At 71.4% G+C, this 24,295-nt stretch carries 14 protein-coding genes; 10 read left to right on the top strand and 4 right to left on the bottom strand.

All coding sequences use genetic code 11. The annotated features are described in order from the left end of the window. Positions 1 to 77 precede the first annotated feature (77 nt). Positions 78 to 1,754: a PucR family transcriptional regulator gene (locus tag AC3ETA_RS40770; RefSeq protein WP_432197950.1), complete on the top strand. Its 1,677-nt coding sequence runs from the start codon at positions 78 to 80 to the stop codon at positions 1,752 to 1,754. Between the two features lie 160 nt (positions 1,755 to 1,914). After that, positions 1,915 to 3,360 (top strand): aldehyde dehydrogenase family protein, encoded by a 1,446-nt coding sequence (locus tag AC3ETA_RS40765; RefSeq protein WP_432197949.1) that lies wholly within the window; start codon positions 1,915 to 1,917, stop codon positions 3,358 to 3,360. Positions 3,361 to 3,495: 135 nt separating this feature from the next. Here the strand turns inward: AC3ETA_RS40765 and AC3ETA_RS40760 are convergent, their stop codons facing one another. After that, on the bottom strand, positions 3,496 to 6,333 hold the full coding sequence (locus AC3ETA_RS40760) for a glycoside hydrolase family 3 C-terminal domain-containing protein (RefSeq protein ID WP_432197948.1): 2,838 nt from the start codon (positions 6,331 to 6,333) through the stop codon (positions 3,496 to 3,498). 177 nt (positions 6,334 to 6,510) lie between these two features. On the opposite strand from AC3ETA_RS40760, the gene AC3ETA_RS40755 reads away from it, so the two are divergent. The 7 genes from AC3ETA_RS40755 to AC3ETA_RS40725 all read left to right on the top strand — a co-directional run bounded on the left by AC3ETA_RS40755 (position 6,511) and on the right by AC3ETA_RS40725 (position 17,471). Next, positions 6,511 to 8,208 (top strand): extracellular solute-binding protein, encoded by a 1,698-nt coding sequence (locus AC3ETA_RS40755; RefSeq protein ID WP_432197947.1) that lies wholly within the window; start codon positions 6,511 to 6,513, stop codon positions 8,206 to 8,208. Positions 8,209 to 8,235: 27 nt separating this feature from the next. Beyond that, a complete protein-coding gene (locus AC3ETA_RS40750) occupies positions 8,236 to 9,279 on the top strand; it encodes an ABC transporter permease (protein ID WP_432197946.1) in 1,044 nt (347 codons plus the stop codon). Continuing rightward, entirely contained in the window at positions 9,276 to 10,211 is a 936-nt protein-coding gene (locus AC3ETA_RS40745; protein ID WP_432197945.1) for a carbohydrate ABC transporter permease, read from the top strand. The genes AC3ETA_RS40750 and AC3ETA_RS40745 overlap by 4 nt, the downstream gene beginning before the upstream one ends. 91 nt (positions 10,212 to 10,302) lie before the next feature. After that, entirely contained in the window at positions 10,303 to 12,489 is a 2,187-nt protein-coding gene (locus AC3ETA_RS40740) for a WD40/YVTN/BNR-like repeat-containing protein (protein WP_432197977.1), read from the top strand. Then, positions 12,489 to 14,483 carry a beta-galactosidase gene (locus AC3ETA_RS40735; protein WP_432197944.1) on the top strand — a complete coding sequence of 665 codons (1,995 nt, stop codon included), beginning with the start codon at positions 12,489 to 12,491 and terminating at the stop codon, positions 14,481 to 14,483. Before AC3ETA_RS40740 ends, AC3ETA_RS40735 begins: the two co-directional genes overlap by 1 nt. Beyond that, on the top strand, positions 14,480 to 16,705 hold the full coding sequence (locus AC3ETA_RS40730) for a glycosyl hydrolase family 95 catalytic domain-containing protein (protein ID WP_432197943.1): 2,226 nt from the start codon (positions 14,480 to 14,482) through the stop codon (positions 16,703 to 16,705). Before AC3ETA_RS40735 ends, AC3ETA_RS40730 begins: the two co-directional genes overlap by 4 nt. Positions 16,706 to 16,754: 49 nt before the next feature. Continuing rightward, complete coding sequence (locus tag AC3ETA_RS40725; protein WP_432197942.1) at positions 16,755 to 17,471, top strand: glycoside hydrolase family 12 protein; 717 nt, start codon at positions 16,755 to 16,757, stop codon at positions 17,469 to 17,471. A gap of 35 nt (positions 17,472 to 17,506) precedes the next feature. Here AC3ETA_RS40725 and AC3ETA_RS40720 read toward each other — a convergent pair whose 3' ends face one another. The 3 genes from AC3ETA_RS40720 to AC3ETA_RS40710 form a co-directional block, all read right to left on the bottom strand. Then, positions 17,507 to 18,694 carry a sulfotransferase family protein gene (locus AC3ETA_RS40720; RefSeq protein WP_432197941.1) on the bottom strand — a complete coding sequence of 396 codons (1,188 nt, stop codon included), beginning with the start codon at positions 18,692 to 18,694 and terminating at the stop codon, positions 17,507 to 17,509. A 48-nt stretch (positions 18,695 to 18,742) separates the two neighbouring features. After that, complete coding sequence (locus tag AC3ETA_RS40715) at positions 18,743 to 20,794, bottom strand: glycoside hydrolase family 31 protein (protein ID WP_432197940.1); 2,052 nt, start codon at positions 20,792 to 20,794, stop codon at positions 18,743 to 18,745. A gap of 203 nt (positions 20,795 to 20,997) precedes the next feature. Continuing rightward, complete coding sequence (locus tag AC3ETA_RS40710) at positions 20,998 to 22,014, bottom strand: LacI family DNA-binding transcriptional regulator (protein WP_432197939.1); 1,017 nt, start codon at positions 22,012 to 22,014, stop codon at positions 20,998 to 21,000. A 353-nt stretch (positions 22,015 to 22,367) separates the two neighbouring features. Here AC3ETA_RS40710 and AC3ETA_RS40705 point away from each other — a divergent pair. Beyond that, positions 22,368 to 24,295 (top strand): acyl-CoA dehydrogenase family protein (locus AC3ETA_RS40705; protein WP_432197938.1); only part of this gene is annotated, 1,928 nt, incomplete at its 3' end.

Genomic DNA, 24,295 nt, shown 5'->3' with positions numbered 1-24,295 from the left:
AGGGATCGCACAGAGCCCGCCGATGATCACTGAGATCACACCGACGATCACCGAGATCACACCGACTTGAAGGCCGCATGCCCCCCACGCTCTCCTCGCTCGTCCACCACTCCGCGCTGAAGCTGACCGTGCGTGCGGGCGAGGACCGCCTGGACGTGCCCGTGCGCTGGGCGCATGCCAGCGAGCTCACCGACCCGGTGCCCTATATGGAGGGCGGGGAGCTGCTGCTGATCACCGCGCTGAAGCTGGACGCCGAGAACCCCGAGTCGATGCGGCGCTATGTGCGGCGCCTGGTGGGCGCGGGTGTGGTCGGGCTCGGCTTCGCGGTCGGCGTCAACTATGAAGACATCCCCCAGGCCCTGGTCGAGGCCGCGGCGGCGGAGGACCTTCCGCTGCTGGAGGTGCCGCGCCGCACGCCCTTCCTCGCCATCAGCAAAGCGGTCTCCGCGGCGATCGCGGCGGACCAGTACCGTGCGGTGACGGCGGGCTTCGCGGCCCAGCGGGAGCTGACCAGGCACGCCCTGACCGACGGGCCCGAAGGGCTGCTGACCGCGCTGGCCTCGCAGGTGGACGGCTGGGCCGCGCTGTACGACGCCTCCGGTGCCGTCGTCGCGACGGCGCCCGAGTGGGCCGGGCGGCGGGCGGCACGGCTCACGGCGGACGTCGAGCGGCTGCGCGAGCGGCCCGCGCCGGCGTCGTCCGTGGTGGGGGGACCGGAGAACGAGGACCGGGTCGAACTGCACAGCCTGGGCACCGGCCGGCGCCCCCGGGCGGCCCTGGCCGTCGGAACGGCGACCGCACTCGGCACCGCGGAGCGCTACGCCGTGCACTCCGCCATCGCCCTGCTGACCCTGACGACCGAGCGTTCCCGTTCCCTGCAGGCCGCCGAGCAGCGGATCGGGGCGGCCGTGCTGCGCATGCTGCTCGCCGGACAGCCGGACCACGCCCGGGCCGTGGCCGGGGGACTGTACGGCGGACTGCTGGACGCGCCCTTCCGGATGATCGTCGCCGAGTCGGCGTCGGTGTCGGCGGCGCGGGTCGTGGACTCCGGGTCGCGGGTGCCGCTGACCAAGGCGTCCGCCGCGGTGCTGGTCGCGGCCGGCGAGGCGAACGGCGATCCGCTGGGCGGGCTCACCGAGGTCGTCGAGTCCGCGGCGGCTCGCGCCGGGGAGGCGGTGCTGGTGGTTCCGGAGGGGGAGGGCGAGACCGCGCGGCTGGTGGTGCTCGCGGCGGACGGCGGTGCGGCGGTCTCGGCGAGCGCGGAGTACGCGGCGGCGCTGGAGGCGACGCGCGTGGGAACCGTGTCGGAGCAGCCCGGGGTCATCGACGACGAGCTGGTCGTCGGCCTGTCCGCGCCGGCCGGACCCATCGCCGCGGCGGCGGCCTACAAGCAGGCCGAGCAGGCACTGTCGGTGGCCCGGCGGCGCGGGCGGGTGTTCGTGGAGCACGAGCAGCTGGCCGCGGGATCCGTGCTGCCGCTGCTCGCGGACGACGCGGTGAAGGCCTTCGCCGACGGTCTGCTGCGGGCGCTGCACGAGCACGACGCGACGGGCCGCGGCGACCTGGTGGCCTCCCTGCGGGCGTGGCTGTCCCGGCACGGCCAGTGGGACGCGGCGGCCGCGGACCTGGGAGTGCACCGGCACACGCTGCGGTACCGGATGCGGCGGGTGGAGGAGATCCTCGGCCGCTCGCTGGACGACGCGGACGTACGGATGGAGCTCTGGCTGGCGCTGAAGGCGACGTCGACGGAGTAGCGCGCTGGCGAGAGCCATGGTGCGCCAATCCGGCGAACCCCGGCTCCCCACCAGTACAGCTCGGACAAACACCGGTCCGCGCTCGCGCCCCTACCGTGGACCACGACACACAGGACATCCAACGCGGAAGGGCCGGGAAATCGACATGCCAAAGGAAAATGTGGCAGCCACCCACGCCTTCTGGCTCGCCGGCCGCCAGGTCACCGGCGAGGACAGCTTCGATGTGACCTCCCCATGGGACGGGCGGGTCGTCGGCAGGGTCAGCGTGCCGACCGACGCGCAGATCGAGGGGGCCGTGGCCGCCGCGTACGCCGTCCGGGACGAGTTCGCCGCGACGCCGGCGCATGTGCGGGCCGCCGCCCTCGACCACGTCAGCCGGCGCCTCGTCGAGCGCACCGAGGAGATCGCGCGACTGATCTCCGCCGAGAACGGCAAGCCCATGAAGTGGGCCCGGGGCGAGGTCGGCCGTGCCGTGTCCGTGTTCCGGTTCGCGGCCGAGGAGGCCCGGCGCTTCAACGGCGGCGAGGCCCAGCGGCTCGACACCGACCTCGGCGGCCAGGGGCGGCTCGCCTTCACCCGGCGCTTCCCCAAGGGCGTGGTCCTCGGCATCGCGCCGTTCAACTTCCCGCTGAACCTGTGCGCCCACAAGATCGCCCCGGCCATCGCCGCCGGTGCGCCGATCATCCTGAAGCCCGCCCCGGCCACCCCGCTGTCCGGCCTGATCATCGGTGACCTGCTCGCCGAGACCGAGCTTCCGGCCGGCTCCTGGAGCATCCTGCCGGTGCCGAACGACAAGATGCCCGCCCTGGTCCAGGACGAGCGTCTGCCGGTCATCTCCTTCACCGGTTCCGAGAAGGTCGGCTACGCGATCATGGACTCGGTGCCGCGCAAGCACTGCACCCTGGAGCTGGGCGGCAACGGCGCGGCGGTCGTGCTCGCCGACTTCGCCTCCGACGCGGACCTGGACTGGGCCGCGACCCGCATCGCGACCTTCTCCAACTACCAGGGCGGCCAGTCCTGCATCTCCGTGCAGCGGGTGATCGCGGACGCCTCCGTGTACGACCGGCTGCTGCCGCGCATCGTCGCCGCCGTCGAGAACCAGGTCACCGGCGACCCGAACGACGACGCCACCGATGTCGGCCCGCTGGTCAGCGAGGACGCCGCCAAGCGCGTCGAGACGTGGGTGGACGAGGCGGTCGCCGCCGGAGCCGCCCTCCTCACCGGCGGCAAGCGCGACGGTGCCTCCTACGCGCCGACCGTCCTCACCGACGTACCGGCCGACGTCACGCTCTCCTGCGAGGAGGTCTTCGGACCCGTCCTCAGCATCCAGAAGGCCGACGGGGAGGCCGCCGCCTTCGCCGCCGTCAACGACTCCAAGTACGGCCTCCAGGCGGGTGTGTTCACCCACGACCTCCAGACCGCCTTCCGTGCCCACCGGGCGCTGGAGGTCGGCGGTGTCGTCGTCGGCGACGTCCCGTCCTACCGCGCCGACCAGATGCCCTACGGCGGTGTCAAGCAGTCCGGTGTCGGCCGTGAGGGCGTGAAGTTCGCGATGGACGACTACACCTACGAGCGCGTGATGGTCCTCACCGGCATCGCGCTCTGAGCAGGTCCGCGAACCACTCTGGCCTATGACAATCGTTTTCAGGTAGAGTGGTCCCGTATCCCGGGATGAAAAAGGGCCCGGCACCGATGCCTTCCGGTGCCGGGCCCCTTCCGTGCGCCGGCCTGGTCCGGACCCTCAACCGGAGAAGCCGACGTGCGCGAGCCGCAGCGGGCCGCGCAGTCCGATGCGGACGTCACGGACGCCCGCGGCGATGATCCGAGCGGTGAGCGTCCGGTAGTCGTACGGCCCGGTGCCGGCCGCCTTCGACGTCAGCACGGCCGGCACCGGGCCGCCGGCCGGCGACACCTCGACCGTGCCCTCGCCCGCCACGGTCACCGTCACCTCGGTGACGCCGTCGCCGAAGTCGCAGTCCCGGTAGAGCAGTTCACCGGAACCGCCCCCGGCCGCCGTCACCGCGTCGCCCGAGCTCTTCGTGCGGTCGACGATCGCGACACCGCTCTGCTCGTCGAAGTCGGCCGCGGGCAGGCCCCGTCGGAGGACGGGCCGCGGGGCCGCGGGCTCGCCGTCCAGGACCACCGTCGTCCGCAGCCGGACGTCCTCGCTGGAGGCGCCGGCCAGCACCTCGTACGTTCCCGGCTCGCGGCGCCAGCCGTCCCGCGCCACGTCCCAGAAGTCGACGGCGGACAGGGGAACTTCGAAGGCCAGCTCCCTGCGCTCGCCCGGTTCGAGGCGCACCCTGCCATGTGCCAGCAGCTCGCGGCGCGGGCGCGGCACCGTCGGGTCCACGGCACGGAAGTAGACCTGGGCCACCTCGTCGGCCGTCATGTCCCCGGTGTTCGTGACCGCGAAGGTGATGTGCAGGGAGCCGTCCGCCGTGCGGGTGGCGAGGCCGGCGTAGGAGAAGGCGGCGTACGACAGGCCGTGGCCGAACGGGAACAGCGGGGTCCCCTCGAAGTACAGGTAGGTCTGGCGGCCGCCGATCACGTCGTAGTCGAGGAGGTCCGGCAGGTCGGCGTCGGCGGCGTACCAGGTCTGCGGGAGGCGGCCGGCGGGGGAGACGTCGCCGGCCAGGACCCGGGCCAGGGCGGTGCCGGCCGCCTGGCCGCCGTGGGAGGTCCAGAGCACCGCCGGGAGGGCGGCGACGTCGACCGCGTACGGGTACGCCGACACCAGCGCCAGGACCGTGCTCGGGTTGGCGGCGCGGGCGCCGCGCAACAGGCGTTCCTGGTGGGCGGGGAGGGCGAGCGTCGTACGGTCCTCGGTCTCGCGGCCGTTGATGTGCGGGTCGTTGCCCGCGACCACCAGGACCACGTCGGCCTGCGCGGCGGCCCTGGCCACCGCGTCCTCGCCGCGCTCGACGACGATCAGCTCGAAGACTTCCGGGTCGTGTTCGGCAACCCGCACCCCGTCGGCGGCGACTGAGACGTGGTGACCCGTGCCGATGTGCCTCAGGAGGTGTCCGTTCGCGTGCGGTTCCAGTCGGAACGTCTCCTGGACGACCCAGCCGCCCGGCTGGTCGGCGGAGGCACGCACCCGGCCGTCCTCGGCGACCGAGAGATAACGCCCGTCGGGCCCGCGCAGGGTCAGCACGCCCTCGCCCCAGTCCACCAGGGCCAGTTCGGTGCCGGCCGGGCCGGCGGTCAGCGCGGGCAGGTCGGTGCGGCCCGCCAGCAGCGCCGGGTCCAGTGCGCCCTCGGCGCCGCGCACCTCGTCGCCGGCGTCCGTCTCGGGGACGTGCAGGAAGGCGCCGGCCGAGGTCTTCAGCAGGATGCGGTCGACGCCCTCCGCGAAGTCCACGCGCTGCGCGCCGAACCGCTCGTACAGGCCCTCCAGCGGGGTCGAGCGGTGGATGAGCGTGCCGCTGTACCAGTCGAGCTTGCACTCGTCGGCGAGCAGGCCGACCACCGCGAGCCGGGTGTCGGGCGCGAGCGGCAGCAGGCCCGCGCTGTTCTTCAGCAGCACGACCGCCTGCTCGGCGGCCTCCTGGGCGAGGGCCCGGTGGGCCGGGGTGTCGAAGTCCCCGGTGAGCGCGTACGGGTCGTACTCGGGGTCGAACTCGCCGAGCCGGAAGCGGACCGAGAGCTGACGGCGGACGGCCGCGTCGAGGTCCGACTCGGTCAGCAGGCCCCGGTCCAGGGCGCCGCGGATCCGGGCGGTGATCTTCGAGCTGTCGGTGCCGTGGTCGGTGAAGCTGTCGACGCCGGCCAGCAGGGCCGCGGCCGTGGCCTCCTCGTGGGTGTCGAAGTAGTGCTCGGAGTCGACCAGGTTGGACGGCGCGCCCGCGTCCGAGCAGACCAGCAGGTCCTGATCGGTCCAGGTGCGCAGGTGCTCGCGCAGATACGGCGATACGTGGTTGGGGCGGCCGTTGACCAGGTTGTACGCCGGCATCACCCCGGCCGTCGCGCCCGCCTCGACCGTCGCGCGGAAGGCACGCAGGTCGTACTCGTTCAGGACACGCGGGCGGACCGAGGAGGACGTGACGTCGCGGCTGGTCTCGTTGTTGTGCGCCAGCCAGTGCTTGAGCACGGGCGCGGTGCGCCAGTACGTCGGATGGTCGCCGCGCAGGCCGCGGGTGTACGCGGTGGCGATGGCGGAGGTGAGGTTCGGGTCCTCGGAGTAGCCCTCCTCGCCACGCCCCCACAGGGGGTGGCGCAGCAGGTTGACGGTGGGGGACCAGACGTTGAGGCCGACGCGGTCGTCGCGGGCGCGCATGGCACGGGTCTCCTTGGAGACGGCCTCGCCGATCCGCCGTACGAGGTCCGGGTTCCAGGTCGCGCCGAGGCCCACCGCCTGCGGGAAGACGGTGGCCGGGCCCATCCACGCCACACCGTGCAGCGCCTCCTGGCCGGTGCGGAAGGCCGCGATGCCCAGGCGCTCGACCGCGGGCGTGAACTGGTGCAGGAACCCAGTCTTCTCGTCGAGCGTGAGCCGCGACAGAAGGTCGTCGATGCGCTTCGCGAACGGCAGTCGCCGATCGCGGAAGGGCGGCGTGTGCGGGGTGTGTGCGGTCACGTGGGGATCCCCTCGCGATGGATCGGCTGGACGCTTTCGAAGCGCTTCGATGCTCATTTGGTGGTGGGGCAGGTGTCAAGACACCTGAAGGAATCTTGGAAGCGACTCTTGTGCGCCCATGGGCGGTCACTTAACCTCACTGCAACATCGAAGCGCTTCGACAGTGGGGTTGACGCAATGACGCCGAAAGCCGCCTCCTCCGCCTCCTCCGGACCGAGCCGGAGAAGCTTCCTCGCCTCCACGGCGGTCGCCACCGCGGCGGTGGCCGGCGGGATGCCGCTGCTCGCCGCCTGCGGCGGTTCGGACAGCGGTTCGCGTGAGGGGACCACCTCGGGCAAGGACGCGAAGAAGATCCTGCCGACGTACGTGGCCGGCAGCGTGGTGACGCCGGACATCCCGTCGAAGAACGGCTCCTCGAACGGCTTCACCGGCAAGCTGGACATCGCGGACCTGAAGACGTCGGTCGCGAAGAAGCTCGGCAAGGGCGGCAAGGTCACCGTCATGTCGCCGTTCTGGGGCTCCCCGCCGAAGGGGAACAACCCCTACTACACGGCGATGAACGACCTGATCGGCGTCGACGTCCGGTGGCAGAACCAGGACGGCAACACCTACGACCAGAAGCTCGGCGCGGTCCTCGCCTCCAGCGACGTCCCCGACGTCGTCGTGGTCCCCGGCTGGAACATGGGCGGCAGGATACCCAGCGCCATCATCAGCAAGTTCGCCGACCTCGGCCCCTACCTCTCCGGGGACGAGGTCAAGAGGTACCCCAACCTCGCGGCGATCCCGACCGACGCCTGGCAGCGCTCCATATTCGGCGGCGCGCTGCGCGGACTGCCGATGCCGGCGTCGTACGTCACCAACATCGTGCCCCTCTACCGTCAGGACGTCTTCGACAAGGAGGGGTACCAGGTCCCCACCTCCACCGACGAGTTCCTGGCGCTGGCGAAGGACATCACCAACGCCAAGGCCAAGGTGTGGGCCTGCGGTGACATGAAGTGGACCGCGTTCAACTCCTTCGGCGTGCTGTCCGGTTCGGAGAAGCCGCTCGGCTGGAACCTCGTCGACGGCAAGCTGGTCTACCGCATCGAGACCGAGGAGTACCTGGAGGCCCTGGAGTGGACGCGCAAGCTGTTCGCGGTCGGCGTCGTCCACCCCGACTTCAAGCTCGGCAAGAGCCAGGCCACCGACCCGGCCACCAAGTTCGCCGCCGGTGAGTTCCTGATCTACAACAACGACATCTCCAGCTGGTACGGCCTCACCGCCTCCCAGGCCACCCAGAACCCGGACTTCAAGGTCTCCGGCATGGACATCTTCGGCGCCGGCGGCAGCGGCCCCACCCCGTGGGCGGCACAGCCCGCCGGCATCTTCGCGTTCATCAACAAGAACGCCTCCGAGGCCGTGGTCCGCGACGCGCTGGCCGTCGCCAACGTGACCGCGGCGCCGTACGGCACCAAGGAGTACATGCTCACCAACTACGGCGTCGAGGGCACCCACTACACCCTCAAGGACGGCGTCCCGGTCAAGACCGACCAGGGCAACAACGAGGTCCTCAACGCCTACGTCATGGTCGCGAGCCCCGCCTCCACCCTCGCCCACCCCGACTTCCCGGACATCGCCGCGGCGCAGGTGGAGTGGCAGCAGCGGATGGGCGCGCTCACCAAGAAGTCGTCGTTCTGGGGCATGCAGATCACCGAGCCCGCCCGCTACACCAACCTCTCCAACGACTTCGAGCAACTGGAGGACGACATCGTCCGCGGCCGCAAGAAGATCGGCGACATGCAGCAGGCCGTCTCCGACTGGAAGAGCAAGGGCGGCGACAAGCTCCGCGACTGGTACAAGAAGATCCTCGACGAGAACGGCAGCGCGGCCAACTGATCCCGGGTTCGAGGCAAGGAGAAGGCCGTGTCGCACAGCACGGTGCCTCGGAGCAGGACCGAGGCGAAGAGCAGGACCCCGGGGGAGAAGACCCCGGTCGCGTCCGGCGGCGCCCCCGGCTCCCCGGGTCGGGGCCGGTCGGGGAAGCTGGGCCTGAAGGTCAGATTCCGGCGCGACCGGGTGCTCCTCCTGATGACGCTGCCGGCCGTCGTGCTGGTCCTGCTCTTCAACTACACACCGATCCTCGGCAACGTCGTCGCCTTCCAGGACTACGACCCCTACATCAGCGACAACGGCGTCGTCTCCATTCTGAACAGCCCCTTCGTGGGCATGGAGAACTTCCAGCGGATCTTCGAGGACTCGGCCTTCTGGAACGCCGTCCAGAACACGCTGATCCTCTTCTTCCTCCAGCTCGTGCTGTTCTTCCCGATCCCGGTCCTGCTCGCGCTGCTCATCAACAGCGTGGTCAGGCCCCGGATACGGGCGGTCTCACAGGCGATCCTGTATCTGCCGCACTTCTTCTCCTGGGTGCTGGTCATCGCCGTGTTCCAGCAACTGTTCGGCGGCGCCGGGATCTTCTCCCAGCTGCTGCGGCAGCACGGCTACGACGGCCTCGACTTCATGACGGACCCGAGCACCTTCCCGCTGCTGATCACGGCGCAGAGCGTGTGGAAGGACGCCGGCTGGGGGATCATCGTGTTCCTCGCCGCGCTCGCCTCGGTACCGCCCGACCTCTACGAGGCCGCCGCGATGGACGGCGCGAACCGCTGGCGCCGCATGTGGCACGTCACGCTTCCCGCGCTGCGCCCGGTGATCGCCCTGCTGCTGGTGCTGCGCGTCGGCGACGCGCTGACCGTCGGCTTCGAACAGATCCTGCTGCAGCGGGACATGGTCGGACCGGGCGCCGCCGAGGTCCTCGACACCTTCGTGTGGTGGAACGGCGTGCGCAACCAGGACTTCGGCTACGCGGCCGCCGCCGGCCTGGTCAAGGGCGTCGTCAGCCTCGGACTGGTGCTCGCCGCGAACAAGGTGGCCCATCTCATGGGCGAGCAGGGGGTGTACAGGAAGTGACCGCCGTGATCGACAAGACGGTGCGCGGGCCCGGCCGGTGGGCTGCGCCGCCCCGGCCGGGCTGGGAGGAGGAGCCCTCCGGGGCCGGCCTCGCGGGCAAGGGGCTCGCGCTGACGCTGGCCTGCCTCGGGATCCTCTTCCCGCTGTGGATCGTCGTAGTGACGAGCCTGTCGTCGCGCAGGACGATCGACGAGGCCGGCGGTCTGGTGATGGTGCCGAAGGACATCACCTTCATCGCCTACAAGGAGCTGCTGAGCGGCGGGCAGGTCACCCGGGCGGCCGTCATCAGCGTTCTGGTCACCCTCGTCGGCACGCTGTTCTCGATGGCCGTGTCCGTGCTGTGCGCGTACGGTCTGTCGCGGACCGGGTCGCTGGGGCACCGCTGGATCCTGCTGACCCTGCTGGCGACGATGTTCTTCAGCGCCGGGCTCATCCCGACGTATCTGCTGGTGCAGACCCTCGGGCTGACGGATTCCTATCTCGCGCTGATCCTGCCGAGTGCGGTGAGCGTGTTCAACATCCTCGTGCTGCGCGGGTTCTTCATGGGGATCTCGCAGGAACTCATCGACAGCGCGCGCATCGACGGCGCCGGGGACCTTCGGATCCTCTGGCAGATCGTCATGCCGTTGTCGCGGGCCGTCATCGCGGTGATCACGCTGTTCTACGCGGTGGGGTACTGGAGCGCCTGGTTCAACGCCTCGCTGTATCTGAACGACCAGGACATGATGCCGCTGCAGAACGTCATGATCCAGCTCGTGCAGAAGCAGGAGGCGCCGGTCGGGCTGGGGCAGGCCATCAAGACGGGGCAGCTGTCGGGGCTGGCCGTGCAGATGGCCGTGATGGTCATGGCGCTGCTGCCTGTCGCCGTGCTTTCTCCCTTTGTCCAGAAGCACTTCAAGAAAGGCATGCTCACAGGGGCCGTCAAGGGCTGATGGGCGGCTGCGGGTCGGTTGTGGCGGGTCGCGCGGTTCCCCGCGCCCCTTGGGTTCTCCAGTCCCCTCTTCCAGGAGTCGAGGTATGTCCATGCGTACGTCCCGACCCAGCAGACGTGTGGTTCTCACCGGGGCCGCGGCGGTCGCCGGGCTCAGCACGGTGCCGTTGCTTTCGAGTACCGCCCAAGCCGCCGGACGGGCGTACCGCTGGCGCACCGCCGTCATGGGCGGCACCGGGTTCGTCACCGGAGTGCTCTTCCACCCCTCCGCCCGTGGACTCGCCTACGCCCGTACCGACATCGGGGGTGCCTATCGCTGGGACGAACGGGGCGAGCGGTGGGTGCCGTTGATCGATCACATCGGGTGGGACGACTGGAATCTGCTCGGGGTGGAGGCGATGGCCGTCGATCCGCAGCACCCCGACCGGCTGTACCTCGCGCTCGGCACCTACGCCCAGTCGTGGGCCGGCAATGGGGCCGTCCTGCGCTCCGAGGACCGCGGGAGCACCTGGCAGCGCACCGATCTCACCGTGAAACTCGGGGCCAACGAGGACGGGCGGGGGTGCGGGGAGCGGCTGCTCGTCGACCCTCGGGACAGCGACACGCTGTGGCTCGGCACCCGGCACGACGGGCTGCTCAAGTCGGGCGACAGGGGAGCGAGTTGGCGGTCGGCGGAGTTCCCCGCCGACCCGGGCGGCACCGGTCAGGGCATCACCTTCCTCGTCGCCGCCGGCCGTGCCGTCTACGCCGGCTGGGGCGACTCCGACGGCACGGCGGACCGGCCCAACCTGTACCGCACGTCCGACGGCAACACCTGGGAGACCGTCCCCGGCCTGCCCACCGGCACCGCCGCCAAGGTGCCGGTCCGCGCCGCGTACGACCGCCACACCCGCGAGCTGTACGTGACGTACGCCGACGCCCCCGGGCCCAACGGCCAGGCGGACGGCAGTGTGCACCGGCTGCGTACGACGGACGGCGCGTGGACCGAGGTCACCCCGGTGCAGCCCGGCGGCACCGACACCTTCGGGTACGGCGGTGTCGCCGTCGACGCCCGTCGCCCCGGTACCGTCGTCGTCTCCACCAACAACCGGTGGGCCGCCGTCGACACCCTGTACCGGACCACCGACGGCGGCCGCAGCTGGACGTCCCTGAAGGACACGGCCGTCCTCGACGTCTCCGAGACGCCCTACCTCAAGTGGGGTGAGGACGAGCCCAAGTTCGGCTGGTGGATCCAGGCGGTCGCCCTCGACCCGTACGACTCCCGGCACCTCCTGTACGGCACGGGCGCGACCCTCTACGGCACCCGGGACCTCAGGCACTGGGCCCCGCGGATCCGCGGCCTGGAGGAGACCTCGGTCCGTCAGCTGATCTCGCCGCCGACCGGGAAGGCACACCTGATCAGCGGCAACGGGGACATCGGCGTGATGTACCACGAGTCGCTCACCGCGTCCCCGGCGCGTGGCATGGCCGCCCACCCGATTTTCGGGACCGCCACGGGTCTCGCGCAGGCGGCGGCCAGGCCGTCGTACGTCGTCCGTGCGGGATGGGGCGACCACGGCAACGGCGCGTACTCCGACGACGGCGGGCGGACCTGGGCGCCCTTCCCCGCGCAGCCCGCCATCGCCAAGGACGCGCCCGGACCGATCGCCGCCAACGCCGACGGCGGCGTGCTGCTGTGGTCCTTCGTGCACTGGGACGGCACTCCGTACGCGGCGCGGCGCTCCGCCGACAACGGCGCCACCTGGTCGGAGGTCACCACGTTCCCGAAGGGGGCCACCCCGGTCGCGGACCCGGTCGACCCGTCCGTGTTCTACGCCTTCGACACCGCGACCGGCACCCTCCACGCCAGCACCGACGGCGGCCTGACCTTCGCCGCGCGGGCCGGCGGGCTCAGCTCGGGCGACAGGGAGTTCCAGCTGGCCGTGGCGCCCGGCCGGTCCGGCGACCTGTGGCTGAGCCTCAAGTGGAACGGGCTGTACCGCTCCACCGACGGGGGCGCGACCTTCACCAAGGTCTCCAGCTGCTGGGCCTCGTACACCCTCGGTTTCGGCAGGGCCGCCCGGGGCGCGTCCTACCCGGCGGTCTACCTGGTCGGCTCGACCGAGGCCATCACCGCCGTGTACCGCTCCGACGACGAGGCGGGGACCTGGGTGCGGATCAACGACGACCGGCACCAGTGGGGCTGGATCGGCGCCGCCGTCACCGGCGACCCGCGGATCCACGGCCGTGTCTACCTCGCCACCAACGGGCGGGGCGTGCAGTACGGGGAGCCCGCCTGATGCCGGAACGAAAAGGACCTGCCCTGAGCGACGCCACCCGCGGCCGCATCCTCTTCGGCGGCGACTACAACCCCGAGCAGTGGCCCGAGGAGACCTGGCACGAGGACGTCCGGCTGATGAGGGAGGCCGGGGTCAACTCGGTCACCCTCGGCGTCTTCTCCTGGGCGAAGCTCGAACCCCGGCCGGGCGCACGGGAGTTCGGCTGGCTGGACCGGCTGATGGACCTGATGCACGAGAACGGCATCGGCGTCGTCCTCGCCACCCCGACCTCCTCACCGCCGCCCTGGATGGGCCGCCTGCACCCCGAGACGCTCCCGCGCGACGAGGACGGCCGGACCGAGTGGTGGGGCTCCCGTCAGCACTTCTCCCACTCCAGCGCGACCTACCGCCGCTACGCCGCCGCCATCACCGAGGACCTCGCCGCCCGCTACGGCAGCCACCCCGCGCTGCGGATGTGGCACATCAACAACGAGTACTGCACCTACGACTGGGGCGACGAGGCCGAGGACGCCTTCCGCGGCTGGCTCCAGGCCAGGTACGGCACGCTCGAAGTCCTCAACCGGGCCTGGGGAACGGCCTTCTGGAGCCAGGGCTACGGCGACTGGCACGAGGTCCTGCCGCCGCGCCGGGCGCACTACATGAAGAACCCCACCCAGGTGCTGGACTTCCGGCGCTTCACCTCCGACGCCCTGCTGGAGTGCTACCTCGCCGAACGCGACATCGTGGCCCGGCACACTCCGCACATCCCGGTGACGACCAACTTCATGGCGCTGTGGCAGGGCCTGGACGCCTGGCGGTGGGCCGAGGAGGAGGACGTCGTCTCCATCGACGTCTACCCGGATCCGAGGGATCCGTTCGGCGGGCAGTACGGTGCGCTGGTGCACGACATGACCCGCTCGCAGGCCCGGGGCGGCCCCTGGACGGTGATGGAGCAGGCCGCGGGCCCGGTCAACTGGCGCGGGGTCAACCATCCCAAGCCCGCCGGCCTCAACCGGCTCTGGTCCCTCCAGGCGGTGGCCCGCGGCGCCGACGCCGTCTGCTACTTCCAGTGGCGCCAGTCCCGGCAGGGCTCGGAGAAGTTCCACTCCGGGATGGTCGGCCACGCCGGTGAGCGGGGCCGCACCTTCCGGGAGGTCAAGCGGATCGGCACCGAACTCGCCCTGCTGAGCGGGAAGACGGCGGGGACCCGGGTCGAGGCCGCCGAGGTCGCCGTACTCCTCGACTGGAACGCCTGGTGGGCGGGCGAGCAGGACGGACGGCTCTCCCGCGAGACCGACCTGGCACAGGTCGTCCGTGCCTGGCACCGCGCCCTGTGGGAGGCGCACACCGTCGCCGACTTCGCCCACCCCGAGCACGACCTGTCCGGCTACCGGCTGGTCGTCGTACCGCAGCTGTACCTCATGACGGACGCGGCGATCGACAACCTGGTCGCCCACGTCGAGGCCGGCGGCAGCCTCGTCGCCGGCTTCCAGACCGGCGTCGCCGACGAGGACGACCGGGTCCGCGAGGGCGGCATGGACGTCCGGCTGCGCGACCTGTTCGGCATCCGCGTGCTGCACGAGTGGTGGCCGCTGGACGCGGGGGAGACGGTGGACGCCGACGGATTCCGCGGCACCCTGTGGTCCGAGGAGATCGAGGCGGCGGACGACGTCGACGCCGTCGTCCCGTACAAGGGCGGCGAGCTGGACGGGCTCCCGGCGGTCCTGCGCAAGGGCCGCGCCCGGTACCTCTCCACCCTCCCCGAGCCGCACGCCCTGCGCGCGCTGCTCGCCGACATCGCCGCCGAGGCGGGCGTACGGCCGACCCTCGCCGGACTTCCGGCCGGGGTGGAAGCGGTACGGCGCGGCGGGCTGCTGTTCCTGCTCCACCACGGGCGCGATCACGTCACCGTGCCGGTGCCGGGCCGCCATCGCGATCTGCTGACCGGCACCGAGGTCACCGACGCGGTCGAGCTCGGGCGGTACGGGGTGGCCGTCCTGGAGGCCGTCTCATGAGCGGGCCCGTGCAGGGCACCTGGGAGCCGGCTCCCGCCGCCCGCTGGGAGGACGCCTTCCTGAGCGGGAACGGACGACACGGCATCATGGTGTTCGGTGATCCGAACGTCGACCGGGTCGTCGTCAACCATCACACCCTGGTCCGCCCCAACGGCGGCGAACACGCCCGACCGCCCGCCCTGGCCGCCGAACTCCCGCTGCTCCAGGACCGGTTGCTGGCCGGGGACGTCACCGCCGCCGAGTCCTTCACCGACGGGCGGGAACTCCAGTGGGTGCAGCCCTTCCACCCCGCCTTCCGGATACGGCTGAGCCGCTCGGCCACCGGGGTGCACGCGGACTACCGCCGCGAGGTCGACTTCACCACCGGCGTCTGCACGGCCGTGCGGGGCGCCTGGCAGAGCGAGGCCTTCGTCTCCCGCGCCGACGACGTCATCGTCCACCGCGTCACCGAGCCCGGCCTCACCGCCGAAGTGACCCTCGACCACCAACTGCCGGGCGCACCCGGCGCCTTGGCGGTCGGTCACGGCACCGTCCTCACCCCCGAAGGCGCACTCCTCACCCTCCGCGTCCGCTACTCCGGCAGCGACCGCGCCTACACGGGCATCACCCTCGCCGTCGTCACCGGCGGCCGCACCCGCACCTCGCTCCCCGGCATCCGGATCGAGAACGCCGGTGCCCTGCTCCTGCTCACCCGGGTCCGGCGCCACACCGGCGAGCCGGACGTCCTCGCCGAGGCACGCGAACTGCGCGCACTCCTGCCCGAGGACGCCGACGACGACCCGTACACCGTTCTCCTCGCCCGCCACCGGGCCCTGCACCGCCCTGCCTGTCTCCGCGCCGGCCTCGACCTCGACGCGGACGACACCGAAAGGGCCCTGCCCGGCTCTGAGCTGGTCCGCCGTCCGAAGAGCGCCGCCCTCCTGGAGCGCCTCTTCGCGGCCGGCCGCTACCACCTGCTGTCCGCCTCCGGCATGCTGCCGCCGCGCCTCACCGGCCTGTGGACCGGCGACTGGAACACGGCGTGGTCGGGTGCCTTCACGACCGACGCCAACCTCAACCTCCAGACCGCCTCGGCCGCGGCCGCAGCGCTCCCGGAGGTGACCGAGGCCCACGCCGCCCTCGTGCACGGCCAGGTCGCACACTGGCGCGACAACGCCCGCGCGGTCTTCGGCACCCGGGGCGTCGTGGCGCCCGCCCACACCGACGGCGAGTCCGGGCACGTCTACCACTTCAGCCGCGAGTACCCCCTGCACCTGTGGACCGCGGGCGCCGACTGGCTCCTCAAACCCCTCGTCGACCACGACGAGACCTGGGGCGAGCGCGACCCGCGCACCGCGGCCGTCCTCGCCGAAGTCGCCCTGTTCTACGAGGACTTCCTCACCCGCACCGACGAGGACGGCCATCTCGTCGTCGTCCCGTCCTACTCGCCGGAGAACCGCCCGGCGAACGCGAGCTGGGGCAGCGTCAACGCCGCCATGGACCTCTCGGCGGCCCGGCACGCCCTGCGCACCGCCGCCCGCTACCACCCGGGCACCTCCGGGGCCGACCGCTGGCGCGCCCTCGCCGACCGCCTCCCGCCGCACCGGATCAACGCCGACGGCGCCCTCGCGGAATGGGCCGCGCCCGGCCTGGAGGACAGCTACGACCACCGCCACCTCAGCCACCTCTACGGTGTCTGGCCGCTCGACGAGATCACCCCGTACGACACCCCCGGCCTCGCGGTCGCCGCGCGCCGCGCCCTGGAACTCCGTGGTGCCGAGAACGACTCCGCGCACGGCCATCTGCACCACGCCCTGATCGCGGCCCGGCTCGGGGACGGCGAGCGCGTCGCCAACGCCCTCGACCAGGTCCTCGGCGGCGACTTCTTCCACGCCTCCCTGATGAGCGCCCACTACCCCCGCCGCGACGTCTACAACGCGGACGCCGCGCACACGCTGCCCGCCGTACTGATCGAGATGCTCGTACAGTCGACCCCCGACCGGCTGGTCCTGCTGCCCGCGGTCCCGCGGACCTGCCCGCGGGGGCGGCTCAGCGGCATCCGCACCCGGTTCGGGGCGCGGCTCGATCTGAGCTGGGGCCCCGAAGGTGCCACGGCCGTCCTCATGCCGACCCGCACCCTGCGCATCGAACTCCGGACTTCCCCCGGCGACGGCGATCGCGCCGCGCGTCCGCTCGACCTCGTCGCCGGAGAAGACCACGTCCTCAGCCTCGGGGCGTGGTGACCTCCCCGCAATTCCAAGGCGATTCCCCCCCACCCATGGAAGGGACACCATGGCAAAGAGCACACTGCGCAAGATCACCACGGCCGTGCTGGCCCCGGCGATGGCCCTCGGCGCCGTCGTCGGCCTCGCGTCCGCCCCCGCCTCGGCCGCCGTCTGGAACTCCTGCGACCAGTGGGGCAACACCAGCCTGAACGGCTACACGCTCTACAACAACATCTGGGGCTCCGGCGCCGGCAGCCAGTGTGTCTGGGCCAACTCCGGCACCAACTGGGGCGTCTGGGCCAACCACCCGGGCACCGGCGGCATCAAGTCCTACCCGAACTCCAAGAAGGTGATCAACAAGACGATCGCCTCCCTCGGCTCTCTCACCAGCAACTACAACGTCACGGTCCCGTCGTCCGGCGCGTACAACACGTCGTACGACATCTGGGACACCGACTACGACTACGAGATCATGCTCTGGGTCAACTACAACGGCGCCGTCGGCCCCCTCGGCACCTCGCAGGGCAACGTCACCCTGGGCGGTCACACCTGGACCGTCTACAAGGGCAACAACGGGGCCAACGAGGTGTTCTCGTTCCTGCGGACCTCCGACTCCAGCTCCGGGAGCGTCGACATCAAGCCGATCCTCACCTGGATCGCCGGCACCAAGGGCTGGATGTCCAGCGGCGAGACCATCGGTGACGTCCAGTTCGGCTACGAGATCACCTCGTCGTCGGGCGGCCTGGACTTCGTCACCAACAATCTGACCGTCAGCAGCAGCTGACGTGTCACGCGGCCGGGGCCGGCCCACGTCTCGCCTCAGGCGGGGTCGACCTCGGCCCGCAGCGCGTTGTAGTCCACGAAGGCGGCCTCGACCTCGTCGCGGTCCAGGCCGTAGCGGGCCAGGTCGTAGCGGTGCGGCCGGGTGCCCTTCGGACGGGCGACCACACCGGCGAGCCGGGCGGCCTCCGCTTCCGTCCAGCGTGCGCCGACCGCGTCGTAGAGCTTGGGGGCACCGGTGGCCGGCTCGGCGCCGAGCCAGGAGTACGGGGCGTCCACGACCGCCTCCCCGGGGAGTGCAGCACGGGCCGCGAGCCCGCGTCGCATGGCGCGGGAGAGCAGGCCGAACCAGGTGGCGCCGATGCCGTGCAGGTCGAGCGGGCGGGTGCTGACGGTCATGCCGTGCTCGATCAGGCTGCAGAACGAGGCCACGGCGGTGACCGGGTCACGGTGGCACCACACGAGCGTGGCGTCCGGGAACACCCGGTGCAGCGCGTCCAGATTGCCCAGGTGCAGCGGGGACTTCAGCACCCAGCGGCGCCTCGGACGGCCGTACTGCAGGACCTGGAACACCTGCTTGAGATACCGGTAGTCGTCGGTGAACTCCCGCTCGCGGTACCACGCCGTGTACTCGGGGATCAGCGCCTGCGACAGCGGCATCAGGGCGTGCGGCAGGGCGAAGGTGCACTCCTCCGGGCCCTCGGCGGCCATCGGGTGGATGTCGCGGAAGCGCGGCGTGAACAGGTGGGTGCCCTGGACCATCCGGCGCCCGGCCGTGATCGCCTTGCGGCGCTCCCGCGGTGGCAACTCCAGGTCAGGGGTGAGCAGTTCCCACAGCAGTGGGCCGCGGTGCTGAGCCGACAGCGCCAGCACGCCGTGCGTGACCGTGGTCGCGGTGCGCGGCAGGCCCACCACGAAGACCGGCTTCTCGATTCTCTCCCGCTCGATCTGCGGACGCTCGGCGATCAGCTTCCGGATCCGGGCCCGGTTGGCGAGATGCCGGCGCACGAAGACCTGCGCGGACTGCCAGCCGACCGGCGTGAGGTTGTCGGCCCTCGCCCACCAGCCCAGCAGCGCCCGGAAGTCGTCGACGAACTGCCCGTCGCCCTGAGCCTGTCCCGTCTCCACGACGATGCGGTCGAAGATCCGGTCGGGCCTGCGCCGGGAGCCGAACGCCGGCCGCAGCAGCTGATCGGCCAGGGCGAGAGCGAGGGGAGGCATGGACACGGGATGACCCTATCGCGCCTAACTCGTCGTACAGGATGGGGAGTTGGGCTACTCCTTGATCGGCAGCCGTGCCCCGTCCCGCAGGAACAGCGGGATGCGGTCCAGCGGGGCGTCGACGGTGACGGCGTGCCCGCCTTCGTACGCCTGTGCGGTCCAGGCGTCCGTCCACCGTGCCCCGGCCGGAAGGTACGCCGTCCGGGTCGTCGCGCCCGGCTCCAGGACCGGCGCCACCAGCAGGTCCGCGCCGAGCAGATAGGCGTCGGCGACCTGCCAGCACGGCTTGTCGGCGGGGAACTCCAGGAACAGCGGCCGCATCACCGGCAGGCCCTCCTCGTGGGCCTCGCGCATGACGTCGAGGACGTACGGCTTCAGGCGCTCGCGCAGCCGCAGGTACGCCTCCAGGATCGGGCCGGCCTGCTCGCCGTAGGACCAGACCTCGTTCGGGCCGCCGGTCATCTCCGGGCCGAGCGGCATGCCGGGGTCGCGGAAGCCGTGCAGACGCATCAGCGGGGACAGGGCGCCGAACTGGAACCAGCGGATCATGACCTCGCGGTAGGCGGGGTCGTCCGGGTCGCCGCCGTGGAAGCCGCCGATGTCCGTGTTCCACCACGGGATGCCGGACATGGCGGTGTTCAGGCCGGCCGCGATCTGCCGGCGCAGGGTCGGGAAGTCGGTGCCGATGTCACCGGACCACAGGGCGGCGCCGTAGCGCTGGCTGCCCGCCCACGCCGAGCGGTTGAGGGTGACGATCTCCTCCTCGCCGCACGCGCTGAGCCCCTCGTAGAAGGTGCGGGAGTTCTCGGCCGGGTAGCAGTTGCCGACCTCCAGACCGGGGCCCGCCCAGTAGCGCAGGTTCTCCGGGAAACCGGGCTTGAGCTCCGGCTCGCAGGCGTCCAGCCAGAAGGCCGTGATGCCGTACGGGTCGAGGTAGTTCTCCTTGATCCTCGACCACACGAACTCCCGGGCCTCGGGGTTGGTGGCGTCGTAGAAGGCGATCTGGACGGTGGAGGCGACCTCCTTGTCGGGCCAGTCGGCGTGTGCCATCGGGCCGTACTGGGTGCCGATGAAGTAGCCGCGCTGCTCCATCACGGGATGGTTCTCGCTCAGCGGTGACACCGACGGCCACACGGACACCACCAGCTTGATGCCCAGCTCCTGCAGTTCGCGGACCATGGCCGCCGGGTCCGGCCACTCGGCGGGGTCGAACTTCCACTCGCCCAGGTGCGTCCAGTGGAAGAAGTCGCACACGATCGCCGAGATGGGCAGACCCCGGCGCTTGTACTCCCGGGCCACGCCCAGGAGTTCGGCCTGTGTGCGGTAGCGCAGCTTGCACTGCCAGAAGCCCGCGGCCCACTCCGGCAGCATCGGCGTACGGCCTGTCGCCGCGCTGTAGCGGCGCTGGCCGTCGGCCGGGGTGCCCGCGGTGATCCAGTAGTCGATCTGGCGGGCGGAGTCGGCGACCCAGCGGGTGCCGTTGTGCGCGAGTTCCACCCGGCCGATCGCCGGGTTGTTCCACAGCAGGGTGTAGCCGCGGCTGGAGGCGAGCACCGGGATGCCGACCTCGGCGTTTCGCTGCACCAGGTCCAGGACCAGGCCCTTCTGGTCGAACCGGCCGTGCTGGTGCTGGCCGAGGCCGTACAGCTGCTCGTCGTCGTAGGCGGCGAACCGCTGCTCCAGGCGGTGGTGGCCGTTGCCCACGGCGGTGTACAGACGCGGGCCCGGCCACCAGAAGTGGGCGCGGGCCTCCGCGAGGAGCTCGGCGCAGTCCTCGGTGCGCAGGAAGCGGATCAGCCCCTCTGCGTCCACGTGGACGGTCAGGGCGCCCACGGTCAGCTGCGCCTCCCCGTCACCGATCTTGACCGAGCTCTCCGTGGCCGGCGGTTCGTCGAGCAGCGCACCCGGCAGCCCGTCGAGGATCGGACCGCCGAGCCGGGCCCGCACCCGGACCGCGTCCGGCCCCCACGGCTCGACGCGGACGGTCTCCTGCCGGCCGCTCCACTCCAGCGCACCGTCCCGCTCACGGAACGTGCCGACGGTCGGCGACGACTGCGCGAGGCTGACCGCGCCCGGCTGAGGCATGTCTTCGGCGAGCTGATTCACGTGGGCGCTCCAGGGGAGGGAGGCGGGTGCAGGCATGGCGGTGCCCGGGCAGGGGCACGGTGGTGCGGTGATCGGTCCGTGGCGGGCGTGCGATGACCAGGGCGTGGCGGGAGGTGCGGATGATCAATCTCTGGCGGGATGCGCGGATGATCGGTGGGCGGCGGGATGCGCGGATGATCGGTGGGCGGCGGGACGTGCGGTGGTCAGTGGGCGGCGGACGGTGCCGGACCCGTGCTCGCCCGGACCGTCAACTCGGGTGCGATCAGCACGACTTCGTCGCTGCCGCGCCCGTCCAGCTTGGCAGCCAGCTGCCGCACGGCATGCCGGCCCATCTCCTGCGCGGGGATGGAGACCGACGTCAGCCGCACCGAGGCCTGCGTGGCGACCTGGTCGGGGCAGATCGCGACGACCGACACGTCCTCCGGCACGGCGCGGCCCTGCCGGCGCAGCAGGGCGAGCAGCGGCTCGACGGCCGACTCGTTCTGCACGACGAACCCCGTGGTGCTCGGGCGCTCGTCGAAGATCCGGGCGAGGGTGACGGCCATGGCGTCGTACCCGCCCTCGCACGGCCGGTGCAGCAGCCGCATCCCCAACTCCTGGGAACGCAGCCGCAGTCCGTCCAGCGTGCGCTCCGCGAAACCGGTGTGCCGCTCGTAGACGGCCGGGGCCTCTCCTATGACAGCGATGTCGCGGTGCCCCAGCGTCGCCAGATGCTCCACGCACAGCGCACCGGTCGCCTTGAAGTCGAGGTCGACGCAGGTCAGCCCGGCGGTGTCGGCGGGCAGCCCGATCAGCACGGACGGCTGGTGCGAGCCGCGCAGCAGCGGCAGCCGCTCGTCGTCCAGTTCGACGTCCATCAGGATCATCGCGTCCGCGAGCCCGCTGCCGGTGACCCGGCGCACGGCGTCGGGGCCCTCCTCGCCGGTCAGCAGCAGGACGTCGTAGCCGTGTGTGCGGGCCGTGGTGGCCACGGCGATGGCGATCTCCATCATCACCGGCACGTACATGTCGGTGCGCAGCGGGATCATCAGCGCGATGATGTTCGACCGGCTGCTGGCCAGGGCGCGGGCACCCGCGTTCGGGTGGTAGCCGAGCTCGCGGATGCTCTGCTCGACCCGCTGCCGGGTGGTCGCGGAGATGGACCGCTTGCCGCTGAGGACATAGCTCACCGTGCTCGCCGAGACTCCGGCGTGCTGGGCGACCTCGGCGAGGGTGACCATCCAGCTCTCCAAGCTTGTGTGAAGCGCTTCGACACTGCGCGACAGGTACTGGGTCAGGTGTGAGGGTGGTTCGACACTAGCCCCGGCGGGCGTGGGTGTCCATAGGTTGTCGAAGCGCTTCGACAATTTTTCCGATGCGGCGCGAGCACCTGTTCGGCGCAAGCCGCCCGGCGAGGTCCGCGGCCGGGGTTCCAGCGTACGGTCCGCACGCAGACCGGCCCCCGATCCGCCGACATCGGCCAAGCGGTCGCGCGCGGGGTGGTGGTCGCGCCGGTAATCGGGTAGATACGATCGGGTAGCACCCGTCGGTAACCAAACGGCCCAAGATCCCGATTCGCGGCGAGGTGAGCCTCATGTCCGCAGCACCCACGAAGCCCACTGTCACTGAGCGTGAGGCACGCCAAGTGGCGGAGGAGGCCCGGCAACAGGACTGGCGCAAGCCCAGTTTCGCCAAGGAACTGTTCCTCGGCCGCTTCCGCCTGGACCTCATCCACCCCCACCCGATGCCCACCGACGAGGCCACCCAGCGCGGCGAGGAGTTCCTCGCCAAGCTGCGCGACTTCATCGAGACGAAGGTCGACGGCGCCCTCATCGAGCGCGAGGCCCGCATCCCCGACGAGGTGATCGACGGCCTCAAGGAGCTCGGCGCCTTCGGCATGAAGATCGACACCAAGTACGGCGGTCTCGGCCTCACCCAGGTCTACTACAACAAGGCCCTCACCCTGGCGGGCTCGGCGAGTCCCGCGATCGGTGTCCTGCTCTCCGCCCATCAGTCGATCGGCGTACCGCAGCCGCTGAAGCTGTTCGGCACCGCCGAGCAGAAGGAGCGGTTCCTGCCGCGCTGCGCCCGCACCGACATCAGCGCCTTCCTGCTGACCGAGCCCGACGTCGGCTCCGACCCGGCCCGCCTCGCCACCTCCGCCGTGCCCGACGATGGGGGAGACTACGTCCTCGACGGCGTGAAGCTGTGGACGACCAACGGAGTGGTCGCCGACCTCCTCGTCGTCATGGCGCGGGTGCCGAAGTCCGAGGGGCACAAGGGCGGCATCACCGCCTTCGTCGTGGAGACCAACTCGCCCGGCATCACCGTCGAGAACCGCAACGCCTTCATGGGCCTGCGCGGCATCGAGAACGGCGTCACCCGCTTCCACCAGGTCCGTGTCCCCGCCGCCAACCGCGTCGGCCCCGAGGGCGCCGGCCTGAAGATCGCGCTCACCACGCTGAACACCGGACGGCTGTCGCTGCCCGCGTCCTGTGTCGCGGCCGGCAAGTGGTGCCTGAAGATCGCCCGCGAGTGGTCGGCGGCGCGCGAGCAGTGGGGCAAGCCGCTCGCCCAGCACGAGGCCGTCGGCTCCAAGATCTCCTTCATCGCGGCCACCACCTTCGCCCTGGAGGCCGTCACCGACCTCGCCTCGCAGATGGCCGACGAGGACCGCAACGACATCCGCATCGAAGGCGCCCTCGCCAAGCTGTACGCCTCCGAGATGGCCTGGCTCATGGCCGACGAGCTCATCCAGATCCGCGGCGGCCGGGGCTTCGAGACGGCCGACTCGCTCAGGGCCCGCGGCGAGCGCGGCGTCCCCGCCGAACAGGTCCTGCGCGACCTGCGCATCAACCGCATCTTCGAGGGCTCGACGGAGGTCATGCACCTGCTGATCGCCCGCGAGGCCGTCGACGCCCACCTGTCGGTGGCCGGTGACCTCATCGACCCCGACAAGTCCCTCCAGGACAAGGCGAAGGCGGGCGCGAACGCCGGCGTCTTCTACGCCAGGTGGCTGCCGAAGCTGGTCGCAGGACAGGGGCAACTGCCGTACTCGTACGGCGAGTTCAAGCGCGGCGTCGACCTCTCCCCGCACCTGCGCTACGTGGAGCGCACCTCCCGCAAGCTGGCCCGCTCCACCTTCTACGGCATGTCCCGCTGGCAGGGCCGCATGGAGACCAAGCAGGGCTTCCTGGGCCGGGTCGTCGACATCGGCGCCGAACTGTTCGCCATGAGCGCCGCCTGCGTCCGCGCCGAGCACCTGCGGGCCCGGGGCGAGCACGGGCGCGAGGCCTACCAACTCGCCGACGCCTTCTGCCGGCAGTCCCGGCTGCGCGTCGAGGAGCTCTTCGGCCGGCTGTGGTCCAACACCGACGACCTCGACCGCAAGGTCGTCAAGGGAGTCATGGCGGGCACCTACGAGTGGCTGGAATCGGGCATCGTCGACCCCTCGGACGACGGCGGTGTGTGGATCGCGGACGCGACCCCGGGCCCGAGCGAGCGGGAGAACGTGCACCGCCC

This window comes from Streptomyces sp. bgisy027 (assembly GCF_057710365.1).
Note: the sequence above shows the minus strand (reverse complement) of the source record. Positions and strands in the feature narration are given on the sequence as shown.

Coding starts and splice junctions, on each gene's coding strand:
- AC3ETA_RS40770 (WP_432197950.1), top strand. CDS start 78: ATGCCCCCCACGCTCTCCTCGCTCGTCCACCACTCCGCGCTGAAGCTG.
- AC3ETA_RS40755 (WP_432197947.1), top strand. CDS start 6,511: ATGACGCCGAAAGCCGCCTCCTCCGCCTCCTCCGGACCGAGCCGGAGA.
- AC3ETA_RS40740 (WP_432197977.1), top strand. CDS start 10,303: ATGCGTACGTCCCGACCCAGCAGACGTGTGGTTCTCACCGGGGCCGCG.
- AC3ETA_RS40735 (WP_432197944.1), top strand. CDS start 12,489: ATGCCGGAACGAAAAGGACCTGCCCTGAGCGACGCCACCCGCGGCCGC.
- AC3ETA_RS40730 (WP_432197943.1), top strand. CDS start 14,480: ATGAGCGGGCCCGTGCAGGGCACCTGGGAGCCGGCTCCCGCCGCCCGC.
- AC3ETA_RS40725 (WP_432197942.1), top strand. CDS start 16,755: ATGGCAAAGAGCACACTGCGCAAGATCACCACGGCCGTGCTGGCCCCG.
- AC3ETA_RS40710 (WP_432197939.1), bottom strand. CDS start 22,014: ATGGTCACCCTCGCCGAGGTCGCCCAGCACGCCGGAGTCTCGGCGAGC.